General features: G+C 62.8%; 12 protein-coding genes. 4 read left to right on the top strand and 8 right to left on the bottom strand.

The features are described 5' to 3' along the window. Positions 1 to 138: 138 nt before the first annotated feature. Positions 139 to 762, bottom strand: a complete 624-nt coding sequence (locus ACP7AL_RS23210) for a hypothetical protein (RefSeq protein ID WP_425994687.1) — start codon at positions 760 to 762, stop codon at positions 139 to 141. Positions 763 to 929: 167 nt separating this feature from the next. Then, on the bottom strand, positions 930 to 2,426 hold the full coding sequence (gene guaB / locus ACP7AL_RS23205; protein WP_006020209.1) for an IMP dehydrogenase: 1,497 nt from the start codon (positions 2,424 to 2,426) through the stop codon (positions 930 to 932). Positions 2,427 to 2,754: 328 nt separating this feature from the next. Between guaB and ACP7AL_RS23200 the strand changes: the two genes are divergently transcribed. Continuing rightward, positions 2,755 to 4,218 (top strand): DHA2 family efflux MFS transporter permease subunit, encoded by a 1,464-nt coding sequence (locus ACP7AL_RS23200; RefSeq protein ID WP_425994685.1) that lies wholly within the window; start codon positions 2,755 to 2,757, stop codon positions 4,216 to 4,218. A 3-nt stretch (positions 4,219 to 4,221) separates the two neighbouring features. Here ACP7AL_RS23200 and ACP7AL_RS23195 read toward each other — a convergent pair whose 3' ends face one another. After that, positions 4,222 to 4,920, bottom strand: a complete 699-nt coding sequence (locus tag ACP7AL_RS23195; RefSeq protein WP_425994683.1) for an RlmE family RNA methyltransferase — start codon at positions 4,918 to 4,920, stop codon at positions 4,222 to 4,224. 136 nt (positions 4,921 to 5,056) lie between these two features. Continuing rightward, a complete protein-coding gene (locus ACP7AL_RS23190; protein ID WP_425994681.1) occupies positions 5,057 to 6,130 on the bottom strand; it encodes a Ppx/GppA phosphatase family protein in 1,074 nt (357 codons plus the stop codon). A gap of 364 nt (positions 6,131 to 6,494) precedes the next feature. On the opposite strand from ACP7AL_RS23190, the gene ACP7AL_RS23185 reads away from it, so the two are divergent. After that, positions 6,495 to 8,873, top strand: coding sequence for a xanthine dehydrogenase family protein molybdopterin-binding subunit (locus ACP7AL_RS23185; protein ID WP_425994679.1), 2,379 nt, complete (start codon positions 6,495 to 6,497; stop codon positions 8,871 to 8,873). A 1,151-nt stretch (positions 8,874 to 10,024) separates the two neighbouring features. On the opposite strand, the gene ACP7AL_RS23180 is transcribed toward ACP7AL_RS23185, so the two are convergent. Then, positions 10,025 to 10,822: a hypothetical protein gene (locus tag ACP7AL_RS23180; protein ID WP_425994677.1), complete on the bottom strand. Its 798-nt coding sequence runs from the start codon at positions 10,820 to 10,822 to the stop codon at positions 10,025 to 10,027. Between the two features lie 161 nt (positions 10,823 to 10,983). On the opposite strand from ACP7AL_RS23180, the gene ACP7AL_RS23175 reads away from it, so the two are divergent. Beyond that, the gene (locus ACP7AL_RS23175) at positions 10,984 to 11,451 is read left to right on the top strand and encodes a YaiI/YqxD family protein (protein WP_425994675.1); all 468 of its coding nucleotides are present in this window, start codon (positions 10,984 to 10,986) and stop codon (positions 11,449 to 11,451) included. A gap of 15 nt (positions 11,452 to 11,466) precedes the next feature. Further along, the gene (locus ACP7AL_RS23170) at positions 11,467 to 13,287 is read left to right on the top strand and encodes an ABC-F family ATP-binding cassette domain-containing protein (RefSeq protein ID WP_425994673.1); all 1,821 of its coding nucleotides are present in this window, start codon (positions 11,467 to 11,469) and stop codon (positions 13,285 to 13,287) included. Here ACP7AL_RS23170 and ACP7AL_RS23165 read toward each other — a convergent pair. Genes ACP7AL_RS23165 through ACP7AL_RS23155 form a run of 3 tightly spaced genes read right to left on the bottom strand, consistent with a single transcriptional unit; the run spans position 13,284 to position 15,934 of the window. Continuing rightward, on the bottom strand, positions 13,284 to 14,498 hold the full coding sequence (locus tag ACP7AL_RS23165) for an NAD(P)/FAD-dependent oxidoreductase (RefSeq protein ID WP_425994671.1): 1,215 nt from the start codon (positions 14,496 to 14,498) through the stop codon (positions 13,284 to 13,286). The two genes, ACP7AL_RS23170 and ACP7AL_RS23165, sit on opposite strands and share 4 nt — an antisense overlap. Positions 14,499 to 14,503: 5 nt before the next feature. Further along, positions 14,504 to 15,436, bottom strand: coding sequence for an SDR family NAD(P)-dependent oxidoreductase (locus ACP7AL_RS23160; protein WP_024921326.1), 933 nt, complete (start codon positions 15,434 to 15,436; stop codon positions 14,504 to 14,506). 33 nt (positions 15,437 to 15,469) lie between these two features. After that, positions 15,470 to 15,934: a MaoC family dehydratase gene (locus ACP7AL_RS23155; protein ID WP_006020198.1), complete on the bottom strand. Its 465-nt coding sequence runs from the start codon at positions 15,932 to 15,934 to the stop codon at positions 15,470 to 15,472. Between the last annotated feature and the right edge of the window lie 95 nt (positions 15,935 to 16,029).

Genomic DNA, 16,029 nt, shown 5'->3' with positions numbered 1-16,029 from the left:
GTTTCTATGAACGTGAGTGTTATTTAGCCGAGAGAACCACGCATGGCCATGTCGCCACGCGCGGGCGGAGCGGCATGGCATCCATGCCGCTCATTTCCGTTTAAAACAGAATAAAAATGGTCAGTGACGCGAGCGCCGTCAGGCCGTCAGCTTCGCCAGCGCCTTGTCGAACGCCTCCGCAGCGCTCGGCAAGTCCTTGAAGGACAGGCCGCTGTCCGCGGGCTGCTTCTGCTTGTCCGTGGCCGTCGGGCGAATTTCGGCGACCGGCTTGCCGCCGTCGAGAAATGCCTGCGGCGCGATCACATGGAATTCGTGATCTTCCGCCGGTGCGTCCTTGAGGAGAAACACCCCGAGATAGGCCGTGCTCTCGCCGCGGCGATAGGAGATATAGCGCTCGATCGCGACCGAGCCGTCGCGCTGCATGCCGCCGAGCTTGGCGTAGCCTTTCGAGTCCAGCAGCCGGTGCGCCTTGAAGCCTTTCACGCCTTCCGACTTCGCTTTCGCGGTCTCCTCGGATAGGTCGTATTTGGCCGCCATCTCCTTGCCGACTTCGGCAAGCTGTTCCGACACCGAGTGCTCGAACTCCTTTAGCTCCGAGCGCGGCTTCGATGCCTTGCGCGGCTTGGCGGCGTTGCGCTTCTCAAGCTCCGCCTTGCACTTATCCGCGACATCCGCGACCGACCTGCGCTCAGCGTTAACCAGCAGGTTCTTCAGATCCTGATCGGAGAGCGCGGTAATCCTGTCGTCTGTCCAGTCAACCATAGTGTTCTTCTTTTCTGAAATGTTGGACGCATTGCGGCCGAACCCGGCCGGTTCAATAAGCGAGGGATGTGCTTGAATGAGCGCGGCCATATTGCGCGAAGCAACACGGATGCCGCGCGAGTGTACGCGTTTTGACAGGCCGTTGAGGCCGAAATTGGACGGGCTTTTTAGCTGCCGCCCGGATAGTTCGGGCTTTCGCGGGTGATGGTGACGTCGTGGACGTGGCTTTCGCGCAGACCCGCGCCGGTGATGCGGACGAATTCCGCCTTGGCGTGGAAGTCCTCGATATCCTTCGCACCGACATAACCCATCGCGGCGCGCAGGCCGCCGGCGAGCTGATGGAGCACGTTGGCGACTGGGCCCTTGTAAGGCACCTGCCCTTCGATGCCTTCCGGCACAAGCTTGAGCGTGTCCTTGATATCCTGCTGGAAGTAGCGATCGGCGGAGCCGCGTGCCATCGCACCGACAGAGCCCATGCCGCGATAGGCCTTGTAGGAGCGGCCCTGCCACAGGAACACTTCGCCCGGCGTCTCGTCGGTGCCAGCCAGCAGCGAGCCGACCATCGCAACGTCCGCGCCGGCGGCAAGCGCCTTGGCGAGATCGCCGGAATACTTGATGCCGCCGTCGGCGATCACCGGAATGTTCGCCTTCTTCGCAGCTTCCACCGCATCCATGATCGCGGTGAGCTGCGGCACGCCGACACCTGCAACAATCCGCGTGGTGCAGATCGAGCCCGGCCCGATGCCGACCTTGATCGCATCCGCGCCGGAATCGATCAGCGCCTGCGTTCCCTCGGTGGTTGCGACGTTGCCTGCGACAACCTGCACGGCATTCGACAGCCGCTTGATGCGGTTGACCGCCTCCAGCACCCGCATGGAATGACCATGCGCGGTGTCGACAACGATAACGTCCACACCCGCCTCGATCAGCTTTTCGGTGCGCTCGAAGCCGCCATCGCCAACGGTGGTTGCGGCAGCAACACGGAGGCGGCCCTGCGCATCCTTCGACGCGAGCGGATAAGCCACCGCCTTTTCCATGTCCTTGACCGTGATGAGGCCGACGCAGCGATACTGGTCATCGACCACCAGCAGCTTTTCGATACGGTTCTGATGCAGCATCTTCTTGGCTTCAGTCTGGCTGACGCCTTCCCTGACCGTGATGAGGTTCTGATGCGTCATCAGTTCCGAAACCTTCTGCTCCGGATCGGTTGCAAAGCGCACGTCGCGGTTGGTCAGAATGCCGACCAGCTTGCCCGGCTGGCCGTTGCCGCCGCCGGTCACAACAGGAACACCGGAAATGCCGTGATCCTTCATCAGCGTCAGCGCATCGACCAGCTTGGCATCAGGTCCGATGGTGAGCGGGTTCACCACCATGCCGGATTCATATTTCTTGACCTGACGGACCTGCGCGGCCTGGCCGTCCGGATCGAAGTTGCGGTGAAGCACGCCGATACCGCCCGATTGCGCCATCGCAATTGCCATCGCAGCTTCGGTGACGGTGTCCATCGCCGAGGCAATGATCGGAATGTTGAGCGGAATGGCGCGGGTCAGGTGGGTCCGGACATCGGCGTCGGACGGCATGATGTCAGACAAACCGGGTTTCAGCAGCACATCGTCGAATGTGAATGCTTCGCGAATACCCTGACCCGATTGCGTGATTGCCATTGCCAACTCCGTTCGGCAGCCCGTGGCTGCGGTAAAAACCTCTGGATGTGCAAAATCGAGCGGTCCGCTAACGCGTCGCTCGAATCGAAGCCCATCAGTGGGGTTGGCGGTGGTCGATAGCACGCCCCCATGACGTTTCAAAGCATTTCGCTCGAAAATCAGAGGTTTTTACGCATGGGACATCTGCAATAGCCCCTCTGGCAACAGGCTTTCCCGGAACGGGTCACCTCACGGCGAGTTTATTGACCCCGCCCCTCAAGACTGGCCTAACAGGTGTCATTCTCTTTTCGCCCGTCTTTTCTTCAAATCCTTCCACACAGCAGAGCCGATGCAGAAGGAACGCCTGATACCGCTGATCGTGGCTTGCGCCCTGTTCATGGAAAACATGGACTCGACGGTGATCGCGACCTCCTTGCCCGCCATCGCCGCCGACATCGGCACCAGCCCGCTGACACTGAAACTCGCGATCACGTCCTACCTGCTCTCGCTCGCCGTTTTCATTCCGGCAAGCGGCTGGACTGCCGATCGCTTCGGCGCGCGCGCCGTGTTCAGCATCGCCATCGGCGTATTCATGGTCGGCTCGATCGGCTGCGCCCTGTCGACGTCGGTCACCGATTTCGTCATCGCGCGCATCATCCAGGGCATCGGCGGGGCGATGATGACGCCGGTCGGGCGGCTGGTGCTGCTGCGCTCCATCGACAAGAGTGCGCTGGTCAACGCGATGGCGTGGGTCACGGTGCCCGCGCTGATCGGCCCCGTGATCGGACCGCCGCTCGGCGGTTTCATCACCACGTATTTCTCCTGGCACTGGATTTTCCTGATCAACATTCCGATCGGGTTGCTCGGCATCTGGATGGCGCTGAAGTACATCGATCCGATCAAGAGCGAGAATCCCGAACGCTTTGACGTGGTCGGGCTGGTTCTCGCGGGATTGGGGGTTGCCGGTCTGGCCTTCGGGCTGTCGGTCGCCGGTCTCGGCCTGCTGCCATGGCAAATCGTCGTCGGATTGATCGTGGGCGGCGCGATAAGCATGGGTCTCTATCTGTATCACGCCAAGCGAACCGCATCGCCGGTGCTGGACTTCACCCTGATCAAGCACCCGACCCTGCGCGCCAGTCTCACCGGCGGCTTCATGTATCGCCTTGGCATCGGCGCGCTGCCGTTCCTGCTGCCGCTCCTGATGCAGGTCGGTTTCGGTCTGTCGCCGTTCAAGTCGGGTCTGGTGACATTCGCCTCCGCGGTCGGCGCGCTCGGCATGAAGACTCTTGCCGCGCGGATCATCCGCACCTTCGGCTTCCGCAACATCATGGTCATCAACGCGGTGGTGAGTTCGTTCTTTCTGGCCGCCTGCGCCCTGTTCACGCCATCGACGCCGCTGCTGCTGATCATGATCATTCTGGTGGTCGGCGGCTTTTTCCGCTCGCTGCAATTCACCGCGATCAACACCATGGCCTACGCAGAAGTCACCCCCGGCGAAATGAGCCGCGCGACGACGCTAGTCAGCGTCAACCAGCAGCTTGCGATTTCAGCGGGCGTCGCGGTCGGCGCCTTCGCCGTCGAGGCGACAATGGCGGCGAACCACTCCATGGAGCTCAGCGCGGGCGATTTCTGGCCGGCGTTCCTGATCGTCGCCGTGCTGTCGGCGCTGTCGGCGTATTCGTTCTGGAAATTGCCCGAGGATGCAGGCCACGAAATTTCGGGCCATCGGGTGCCAGTGGAGGAGACCCCGCAAGCTGCGGAAGCCGCCGCGGCGGAGCAAACCCACGACGCTCGCGACCAGAAGCTGGGTTAATCGCTAAGACGATTCGTTCTGCGCATTGTCGCCGCGAAATCCCAGCGCCAACACATAGCGCTCGGATGAATCCTGCCGGCTGGCGGCAGGCTTCACATGCTTCACAGTCTTGAAATCGCGTTTGAGCTGCGCCACCAGCTCCGCCTCCGCGCCGCTCTGAAACACCTTCGCCAGAAAAGTCCCGCCGGGATTGAGGATTTCGCAGGCGAACGCCGCAGCGTTCTCGACCAGGCCGATGATACGCAACTGATCGGTCTTGCGGTGACCGGTGGTGTTGGCGGCCATGTCCGACATCACGACATCCGCGCCGCCGCCGATCATTGCGCGGAGCTTCTCGGGCGCGCGGTCGTCGAGGAAATCCATTTGCGCGAACGCCACGCCCGGAAGTTCCGGCATCTCCAGAAGATCGATGGCGATAACCTTGCCCCTGCCCTCCATCGCGCCGACGCGTTTCGCAGCGATCTGGCTCCATCCGCCGGGCGCTGCGCCGAGATCGACCACCACCTGCCCTTGTTTGAGGAAGCGCTGCTTGTCGTCGATCTCGCGCAACTTGTACGCGGCGCGCGAGCGGAAGCCGTCGCGCTTGGCCTGCACGACATACGGATCGTTGAGCTGACGTTCCAGCCAGAGTTTCGACGACAGCTTGCGCTTGCCGCCGCTTTTCACTGTGACATGCAGCCGTCCGGTGGTGTCTTTCGCCATGAGAGTTGGTTTCCAGCGGCATGATCCCCGAAAAGCGGGAACCGGTTTTCGGAAAGGATCATGCCGAACAAAAAGCAGATGCGCTCACGCACCCCTTACGACGTTTCAGCCGCGCCGTCACGGCATCTGAACGGATTTAGCAGGCCAGGATCGCGCCGTCGGCCCGCATCATTTCCACCAGCATGCCTTCGCGCAGGCCGCGGTCGGCGACGCGCAGGCGCGGCAGCGGGAATGCCTTGCGGATGGCGTCGAGGATGGCACAACCCGCGAGCACGAGATCGGCCCGCTCGGTGCCGATGCATGCATTGCGCGCGCGGTCCTGATAGGTCATGTCGAGCAGCCGCGCGATCGCGTGGTCCATATCACTGTCGTTCATCCACAAGCCGTCGACCTTGCGCCGGTCGTAGTGGGAAAGACCGAGATGGATGCCTGCAACCGTCGTCACGGTGCCGGACGTGCCGAGCAGATGCATGCCGGACAGATTGTGGCCGTGGCTGGCTGCGAACGGCGCAAGATGCTGCGCGACTTCATCGACCATCGCGCCATAGGATTCGCGGCTGACATGGGTGCCGCCAAAACGCTCCGCGAGCGTGACCACGCCGAGCGGCAGTGAAATCCACGGTCCCTTCAAGGGAGGCGCATGCGGCTCGCCCGCCGGGCGCTCGATCCGCACCACTTCGGTCGAGCCGCCGCCGATGTCGAACAGGATTGCGCCCTTCGCACGGGGGTCGAGCAGCGGCGAACAGCCGATCACCGCCAACGTCGATTCCGTCTCGCGGTCGATAACTTCAAGCTTGATGCCGGTCTCGCGCTCGATCAGGTCGAGGAATGCGTCGGCGTTGTCGGCGGCGCGGCAGGCTTCGGTCGCGATGGTGCGCAGCCGCTTCGCGCCCCTGGCGCGGATCTTGTCGCCGCAGACGCTCAGCGCACCGACCGCGCGGGAAATGGCTGCATCGCTGATCCGGCCCGTGGTCGAGATGCCCTCCCCCAGCCGGATGATACGCGAGAACGAATCGATCACGCGGAAGCCGTCGTTCGAGACTCGCGCAATCAGCAGACGGCAATTGTTGGTGCCGAGATCGAGGGCGGCATAGGCCGCGGGGCCGCCCTGAACGCGGAGATGTCCGCGGCCATGCGCCTCCTCCGAAACCGGTACTGGCGGGCTGACGGACGGTTCGCCACCGTCGTGCAACCGCACGTCTTCGTTCATGGCTAGTGTCCCGTATCCGACGTTCGATTCACCCCGCAGCACCTCCCGAACGAACGTCGGATACGAAAGGACACTAGCAAGTTATAATTCCAGTGATCCTATGGTTCTGACATTCGTAAAGTGCCGGGTGAGACGGGATACGAATGTCAGAACCGGATCACTGGTCCATCTCTGCGGCGTGAGCGTCACGCCACGGCAATCCTGTTCAAATAAAGTTTAACAGCGTACGTGCCCGGCGCAACCGCAGCATACCCGATCACGCATTGTGGCTGGGATTCAGGCGTCTTAAGTTTAACGCGCAGCCCACACCCCACGGCCGGAGTGCGATTTTCGTCGCCGGACCGTGATTTTCAGCGGATTTTTCATGCTCGATCACCCCTCCCGCGTCTCGTCCGACAACGATATCGCACTGCAAAAATTCGGCGTGGGACAGCCCGTCCGGCGCAAGGAGGACGATACGCTGGTGCGGGGCAAGGGAACCTACACCGACGACATCAGCCTGCCGGGCCAGGCTTATGCCTGGATCGTCCGCAGCACCCACGCCCACGGCATCATCAAGGGCATCGATGTGGAGGCCGCCCGCGCCATGCCCGGCGTGCTCGGCGTGTGGACCGGCAAGGACCTCGCCGCGGCCGGCTACAATCCCTTCACCGTCGGCCTGCCGATGAAGAACCGTGACGGCTCACCGCTGCTGCAAACCAACCGGCTGCCGCTGATGACCGACAAGGTGCGCTTTGTCGGCGATCCGGTTGCGTTCGTCGTCGCGGAAACGCTGGCGCAGGCGCGCGACGCCGGAGAAGCGGTCGTGGTCGATATCGACCCGCTGCCGTCGGTCACCAGCGCGGAAGACGCCGCAAAGCCCGGCGCGCCGCTGCTCTACGACCACATCCCCGGCAACGTCGTGCTCGATTATCATGCCGGCGACGACGCGGCGCTCGATGCCGCATTCGCACGCGCGTCTCACGTCACCCGCCTCGACATCGTCAACACGCGCCTCGCCGTGGTTGCGATGGAGCCGCGCGCGGCGCTCGCCAGCTACGACAAAAAGAGCCAGCGCTTCACCATCGAAATCCCGACGCAGGGCGTCGCCGGCAACCGCACGTCGCTGGCGAAAACCCTGAATGTCCCAAACGACAAGGTTCATCTGCGCACGCATCATGTCGGCGGATCGTTCGGCATGAAGAACGCGAACTATCCCGAATACATTTGCATCCTGCATGCCGCCCGTGAGCTCGGCCGCGCGGTGAAATGGACCGACGAGCGCTCGACCAGCTTTCTCTCCGACAGTCACGGCCGCGCGCAGGACGTGCATTGCGAACTCGCCCTGGCTGCTGACGGCGCATTCCTCGGCGTGCGCGTGCGCGGCTTCGGCAATCTCGGCGCCTACATCACCGGCGTCGCGCCGCTTCCGCTGTCGCTCAACATCGCCAAGAACATCAACAGCGTCTATCGCATGCCGTTGATCGGCGTCGACATCAAGTGCGTGCTGACCAACACTACGCTGATGGGCGCCTATCGCGGCGCGGGCCGCCCGGAAGCCAACTACTTCATGGAGCGGCTGATCGACCGCGCCGCGGACGAAATGGGCATCGATCGCCTTGCAATGCGCAAGCGCAACTTTATCAAGCCCGCACAGATCCCCTACGCGGCCGCGAACGGCCTGACCTACGACAGCGGCGACTTCCCCGGTGTCTTCAGCAAGGCCGTCGAACAGGCTGATGTCGCAGGCTTCGCCAAACGCAGGAAGGAAAGCCGCAAGCGCGGCAAGCTGCGCGGCATCGCCGTCGGCTCCTATCTCGAGATCACCGCGCCGCCGAGCGCGGAGCTCGGCAAGATCGTGTTTGAAGCCGACGGGACGGTCAGGCTCATCACCGGCACCCTCGACTACGGCCAGGGCCATGCCACGCCATTCGCGCAGGTGCTTGCCGCGCAGCTTGGCGTGCCGTTCGACGCCATCAAGCTGACGCAGGGCGACAGCGACATCGTTCACACCGGCAACGGCACCGGCGGCTCGCGCTCGATCACCGCCAGCGGCGCCGCGATCGTCGCCTCTTCGAAGCTGGTCATCGAGAAAGGCAAGCAGGCGGCGGCCTATGTGCTGGAGGCTTCCGAAGGCGACATGGAATTCGCCAACGGGCGCTTCACGATTGCCGGCACCGACCGCGGCATAGGCATCATGGAACTGGCGGCAAAGCTGCGGAATTCGAAAATGCCGGAGGGCGTGCCCTCCTCGCTCGACGTCGACCACACCGTGCAGGGCGTGCCCTCCACATTCCCCAACGGCTGCCACGCCGCCGAGGTCGAAGTCGATCCAGACACCGGCAACGTGCAGATCGTCCGATACAGCGGCGTCAACGATTTCGGCACCGTGGTCAATCCGATGATTGTCGCCGGACAAATTCACGGCGGCGTCGCGCAGGGCATCGGTCAGGCGCTGATGGAATGCGTGACCTACGACGACAACGGCCAGCCGGTGACAGGCTCGTTCATGGATTACGCCCTGCCACGCGCCGGCGATATTCCGTCAATGACATTGGGCAGCCACCCCTCGCCCGCGACCTCGAACCCGCTTGGCACCAAGGGCTGCGGCGAAGCGGGCTGCGCCGGAAGCCTCGCGACCATCGTCAACGCCGTGCTCGACGCATTGTCAGATGAAGGCGTGACCAGCATCGACATGCCGCTGACATCGGAAAAGGTCTGGCGCGCGATTCAGGATGGGCGGAAAGCGAAGAAGTCAGCGTGAGACGGCGTTCCACTACCGTCCTCAAATATTAAGTCGTCATTCCGGGATGCGCCGAAGGTGCAGGCCCGGAATCCATGATGATGCGCGGGAATCCGGTGAGTGGCCATGGATTCCGGGTTCGCGCGAAGCCGCGCGCCCCGGAATGACGGCGGAGAATGTCGAGCGCTTCAACACATTCGATGTCGTCCCCGCGAAGGCGGGGACCCATAGCCACCGCATATCGTGGTGATGCAGGGACACGATCAAGCAGAGCGATACAGCTGTTGTTTCTGTCATTCCGGGGCGCGCCTCTTCGCGCGAACCCGGAATCCATTTCTCCAACACCGCGATGGATTCCGGGTTCGCTCGCAAGTGTGCGAGCGCCCCGGAATGACGGCGGATAGTATCGCGCAGATGGCTGCAACATTTCGTGATGGGGATACGCGTCCCCGTGTTCTGAAGCGCGCTTAAGTTCACTGCGTCCTGTTCGTGAGGGGCGCTTCTCGAGGGCGCTTTGAAGCGGAGCAGGATGCGGCGCCTGCGCGTGTGTCTCGCAAACACAACGTCCGGGAGGCTGGGGTCACCGTCCGGGCCAACTATGTGGCTCTGCCGTTCGCCGGCTGGACGCGGAGCGGACGAAGGCGGCGAAAGCCGTCCGGATCAGGGGTCGAGTAACCTCCCCCGTCCGCACCCGGAAGTACGGTCCCCTCGCCCAAAATCGCCGCAATGGAGCGCCGCAAGGCGATGCGCTTCCGGAAGACCATCGCCTCGCACGCGATGCCGGAAGCGAGACGATACAAAGGTGCGCCTCGCGGCGCTCCATGCCCCTCAAATTTCTAGGGGCAGAACGAAAGCTTACCTCGCACGATGCGCGAGAACGAATGCGCACGCCTTTCGTTGGCGCGAATGGGGCAAGCCCCACACGCGCATGCTGTTTGAAAATTGAATCTGGAAGAGCCGAAGCGACGCACGCTGTCGCATCACACTCAGTCGTCGTCCCCGCGCAGGCGGGGGCCCATAACCACAACAGGCCTGGTGACAGCGAGAAGATTGCTCCAGCATCTCCCTCAAGTCGATGACTTAGGGAGTATGGGTCCCCGCCTGCGCGGGGACGACGTGGAGAGACTACGCGATGCCTGATGATCCGCGAACCCACGCAAGAATGAACGAACCTATGCCGCCATGGTCTCGCGCGGCTGGTAGATCGCGATATGCTGGCAATGCGCGATAGGCTTTGAGCCGTTGGCGACGATCACGCCGTCAAGCTCGACGAACTTGTGGCCCTTGCGATCGTAGTTGCCGGTGACTTTCGCACGCACGGTGAGTTCGTCCTCAACCGCCGCCGTCGCCAGATAACGGATCGTGCTGCCGACATGAATCCACGGGCCCAGGATGGCATTCTCCATCAGCGCCCAGTTCATGGTCCGCAGCAGCATGCCGGTGTGAACGATCTTCTCGTTGCCATAAAGCGGATCGGTCTCACGCACGTCGCGCAGATAGTCGGCTGAACCCTGCACGCCCAGCGTGAACGGCGGAATGGAAAGCCACTTGCCGGTCGCGTAGGACGTCTCGCTGGCGGGAGCCGTCTTGCCGACAACCGCAGCGCTCTGGAAATCGCCGAGCGAAATTTTCGGTGTATCGGATGGCATCGATGCGGTCCCGGTGGCGCACAACTCGCCGCGGCTCTCGATCTTGATGGCAAGACCGCCGTCGATCTCTTCCGCCGTCACAACCGCCGTCTCGCCGTCGTAGACCGGCTTGAAGAACCGGCCATCCATCAGACCCCGTTCCAAAAACGCGCGGCCCCATTTCGCCACCGGCATGTGGGTCATGTAGGCGAACACATCGACGCCGGGCACCAGTCCGCCCTGGAATCCAAAGCGGCGCGCGACCTGATCGTCGTGCATCTTGTTTTCGGAGTTTTTGGCCAGATTGTAGGCGTTGACGCTGTAGGGCTTGAGCGCGGTCATCAGTTTCCTCGGTTTCGCTGCGTTTCTTGGCCAAATCGTACGCAAAGCTCGCCCGAAGACAAGCTGTTCCAATGCATGCCTTGCAGTCGACATCCCCGGCCTTCCACTCGCCATTTTCACGCCGTTGGGTTACCAGCAGCGCAAACCTGAACGGAACAGCCTTGACCCACACGACCCGCATCTATGTCGACGCCGACGCCTGCCCGGTAAAGGACGAGATTTACCGCGTGGCAGAGCGCCACGGGCTGCCCGTCAGCGTGGTCGCAGGTAATTTCATCCGCGTGCCGAACCATCCGCTGATCGAGCGGGTTGCGGCAGGTTCGGGGATGGATGCCGCCGACGACTGGATTGCGGAACGCGCGCAAAAAGGCGATATCGTCATCACGTCGGACATCCCGCTGGCGGCGCGCTGTGTCAAGGCAGGGGCCGACGTGATCGCCCCGAACGGCAAGCCGTTCTCCGAAGAATCCATCGGCATGACACTGGCGGTGCGCAACCTGATGACCGACCTGCGCTCCAGCGGCGAAATCACCGGCGGCCCGCGTTCGTTCTCGCCGCGCGACCGCTCGGCGTTCCTGTCGGCCCTCGACCAGACCATCCGCCGCATCCAGCGCGCGCAACAGAAGTAAGAGCACCGCGACGATATGGCGCCTCCCCTCATCCAGTTGAAAGACATCGCGCTGACCTTCGGCGGAACGCCGCTTCTGTCCGGCGTCGAGCTTGCCGTCTCGGCCGGCGAGCGCGTCTGCCTGATCGGCCGCAACGGCTCGGGCAAATCGACGCTGCTGAAGATCGTCGCGGGTCTTGTGGAAGCCGATCGCGGCAGCCGGTTCGTGCAGCCCGGCGCGACCATCCGCTATCTGCCGCAAGAGCCGGACTTCGACGGCTTCAAAACCACGCTGGCCTATGTCGAAGCGGGGATGAATCCCGGCGACGACCACTATCAGGCGCAGTATCTCCTTGAGCAACTGGGTCTGACCGGCACGGAAGATCCGGCGAATCTCTCCGGCGGCGAAGCGCGCCGCGCGGCGCTGGCGCGCGTGCTGGCGCCCTCGCCCGACATCCTGCTGCTCGATGAGCCGACCAACCACCTCGACCTCACCACCATCGAGTGGTTAGAGGGCGAACTCGCCAGCCGCCGCAGCGCGCTGGTGATCATAAGCCACGATCGGCGCTTCCTCTCAAACCTTTCGCGCGCCACCGTCTGGCTTGACCGGGGCCAGACCCGCCGCATCGAGAAAGGATTCAGCGCATTCGAGGAATGGCGCGACGAGGTGCTGGCGGAAGAAGAGCGAGACCAGCACAAGCTGGATCGCAAGATTGTCATGGAAGAACACTGGCTGCGTTATGGCGTCTCAGGACGCCGAAAGCGCAACGTCAAGCGCCTTGGCAACCTGTTCGAACTCCGGCAGCAGCGCCGCGACTATCGCGGCACCGCCGGCAAGGCGAACCTCGCCGCTGCGGAAGCCGAAACGTCCGGCAAGCTGGTGATCGAAGCCAGGCACATCGGCAAGTCCTACGGCGAGCGCAAGATCGTCGATGATTTCTCCACCCGCGTCACGCGCGGCGATCGTATCGGCATCATCGGCCCCAACGGCGCAGGCAAGACCACGCTGGTCGGGCTTCTGACCGGCGGCGATGCGCCGGACACCGGCACCATCCGCCTCGGCGCCAATATCGAGATGGCGACGCTGGATCAGCATCGGGAAAGCCTCGATCCGAAAACCACGCTGGCCGATGCGCTGACCGGCGGACGCGGTGACAGCATCATGGTCAATGGCACGCCCAAGCACGTCATCGGCTATATGAAAGACTTTCTTTTCGCCAGCGAGCAGGCGCGCACCCCGCTCGAAGTCCTTTCGGGCGGCGAGCGCGGACGGCTGATGCTGGCCCGCGCGCTGGCAAAGCCTTCGAATTTTCTGGTGCTGGACGAACCCACCAACGATCTCGATCTTGAGACGCTCGACGTGCTGGAGGAAATGCTCAGCGACTATCAGGGCACCGTCATTCTGGTCAGCCATGACCGCGATTTCCTCGACCGCGTGGTGACATCCGTGATTGCGCCCGAAGGCAACGGCAAATGGGTCGAGTATGCCGGCGGCTATTCCGACATGCTGGCGCAGCGCGGCGCAGACTTGCAGGAAAAGAACATCAAGGCGGTGGCCGCCGAAACGTCAAAATCCGCAAAAAGCGCTGCCAACGCACCGGCGACGTCATCGAAACGCCGCCTCAGCTTCAATGACAAGCACGCGCTGGAAACATTGCCGAAGACGATGGCCAAGCTGCAAGCCGAGATCGCAAAGCAACAGAAGCTGCTGGACGATCCCGAGCTCTATACGAAAGATCGCAAGGCATTCGATGCCGCGTCCGCCGCGATCGCCAAGGCGCACGGCGAACTCGACGCCGCCGAGGAAAAGTGGCTGGAGCTTGAAATGTTGCGCGAGGAAATCGAAAGCGGCGTTTAGCGCTTCAGATAGTTCAGCGCACCTCGTCCGGCAGCAGCGCCTGTCGCGAAACACGCCTGCAACAGATAGCCGCCGGTCGGCGCTTCCCAGTCCAGCATTTCGCCGGCGACAAAGACGCCGGGCATTTTTCGCAGCATGAACTGCGTATCGATCTCGTTCAAGGCAATTCCGCCTGCGGTTGAAATCGCGCGATCAAGCGGTGCGACGCCGGTGAGCTTGACGGGAACAGCATCGATCAAGGCGGCCAGCGCTTCGGAATCCATCGCCGACAGGTTCAGTCCGCCCGCAATCGCTGCCTCCTGCAACAACCCAATGGCGACCGGCGGAAGACCTGCGGCCTTTCGCAGATAGGTTGACATCGACTGCTTCTGCCGCGGCGCGCTGACGCGTGCGATCAGATCGTGTTTCGCAAGATCGGGCCGCAATGCGACGTGGAGCACGACCTCGCCATGCGCAAGCACCGCATCGCGCAACGGCGCCGACAGCGCATAGATCGCGCCGCCTTCAATGCCGTCGCGTGTAATCGTCGCTTCGCCGCGCACAGTCTCTCCGCCAAAGGACAATTCAACGCCTTTCAGGGGCTGCCCCTCAAAGCGGTCGCGAAACAAATCCGACCATCCAACGCGGAAGCCGCAATTGGCAGACCGCAGCGGCGCGATCTCAATGCCCTTCGCCTTGAACGAATCGATCCAGCCACCATCTGCGCCTAACTTGGGCCAGCTTGCGCCGCCGAGCGCAATCACCGTCGCGTCGGGCTCAAGTGACGTCCGACCTGCCGGGGTCTCGAACTGCAGCCCGCCATTCGCGCTCCATCCCGTCCAGCGATGGCCAAGCGCCAACTGCACGCCGGACTGATCGAGACGCCGCAGCCACGCGCGCAGTAACGGCGATGCTTTCATCGCTTGCGGAAACACCCGCCCGCTCGATCCCACAAATGTCGGCTGGCCGAGAGTATCGCTCCATGCGCGGAGCGCCGTAGGCGGAAACGCTTCAATGGCCGCGCGCAGATGCGGGGCGGCTTCTCGATAGCGCCCGAGAAACGCGTCGAGCGGTTCGCTGTGGGTGAGATTGAGGCCGCCGCGCCCGGCCAGCAGGAACTTGCGGCCGACCGACGGCATGCGATCATAGACGGTGACGTGCGCACCGCCTGCGCTCAAAACTTCAGCCGCCATCAGCCCCGCAGGACCGGCACCGATGACGGCGATATTCAAGACGCTTACCCGCCCATCGACGGCAGCTTGATACCGGCTGCCTTCGCGGCCTGCTCCACATATTTGAAGGTCTGGAAGAACGCGCCGCCAAGATCACGCGCGGTGGACATGTCGCCGATCTTCGCGAAGTTCGCGGCGATGGCATCCGGCGTCCACTGATCCTGCGGAAGGTTGAGGCCTTCGGTCTCGACCACCTTGATGACTGCGAAAGAACCTGCGCCAGCGCCCATGATGGTGCGGGTGGGTGCGTCTTCGCTCAGCAGATAAAGCACCGCAGGCGTAATCGATTCCGGCTTCATCAGAGCAAGGATTTCCGGCCCGATCAGGCCTTCGGTCATGCGCGTTGCCGCCGTCGGCGAGATGGTGTTGACCTTGATGTTGGTCTTGCGGCCTTCCTCGGCCAGCACATTCATCAGACCGACCATGCCGGCCTTGGCTGCGGCGTAGTTCGCCTGACCGAAATTGCCGAACAGGCCCGACGACGAGGTGGTGAGAACGATGCGGCCATAGTTGCGCTCGCGCATCCCGTCCCACACTGCCTTGCAGCAGTTGTAGGTGCCGGTCAGATGCACGGCGATCACCTTGGCGAAATCCTCCGGCTCCATCTTGCCGAACGATTTATCGCGCAGGATGCCCGCGTTGGCGACCATGAGATCGACGCCGCCCCACTTCATCGCAGCGCGTGCGACCATCTCCTTGACCTGCTCGAAGTTCGAGACGTCTGCGCCGTCCGCCATCGCCTCGCCGCCAGCCTTGCGGATTTCCTCGACGACCGCTTCAGCTGGGCTGACCGAACCGCCACTGCCGTCGCGGGCCGCACCCATGTCATTGACGACAACCTTCGCGCCAAGCTTGGCCAATCCCAGCGCGTGCGCGCGTCCGAGGCCTGCACCTGCGCCGGTGACTACCGCAACGCGTCCGTCGAATCTGATTGCCATGATCGTCCCTTAAAGTTTGGCGAAAGAAATGCGTTATGCGAAGAAGTGCATTCCGAGCCAGTCCGCGACCAGCGCAGGCTTGGGCTCACCCTCGATTTCAAGCGTCGTGTTGGTGCGTGCCAGCAGTTCTTTCGGCGACTTCATGGTCGCCTCCGCCAGCACGAACCGCGCGCGCACACGCTTGCCGGCGCGGACGGGCGTGAGAAACCGGATCTTGTCGAAACCGTAATTGATCGACATCGCCGCGCCATTCAGCGTCGGCATGGTTGCATAGGCGAGCTTCGGCAGCACCGACAGAGAGAGAAATCCGTGCGCGATGGTCCCGCCAAACGGCGTCTCACGCTTTGCGCGTTCCGGGTCGATATGGATGAACTGGAAATCCTCCGTCGCATCGGCGAATGCGTCGATCTGTTTCTGATCGATGGTATGCCACTCCGAAACACCGAGCTCCGTGCCCACGAGCTTCAGGTAGTCTTCAAGATTCATCGCTGCGCCCACGAACCATCTCCCGGCTGAAATTCGAATTGCGTTCGCACATTCCACAGATCAGCCGTCCGGCCAAGCAAAATTTGCTGACCAGCACGGTTGCATGA

Source organism: Afipia sp. DC4300-2b1, assembly GCF_049895725.1.
In the GTDB taxonomy this organism is placed as follows: Bacteria; Pseudomonadota; Alphaproteobacteria; order Rhizobiales; family Xanthobacteraceae; genus Afipia; species Afipia broomeae.
Note: the sequence above shows the minus strand (reverse complement) of the source record. Positions and strands in the feature narration are given on the sequence as shown.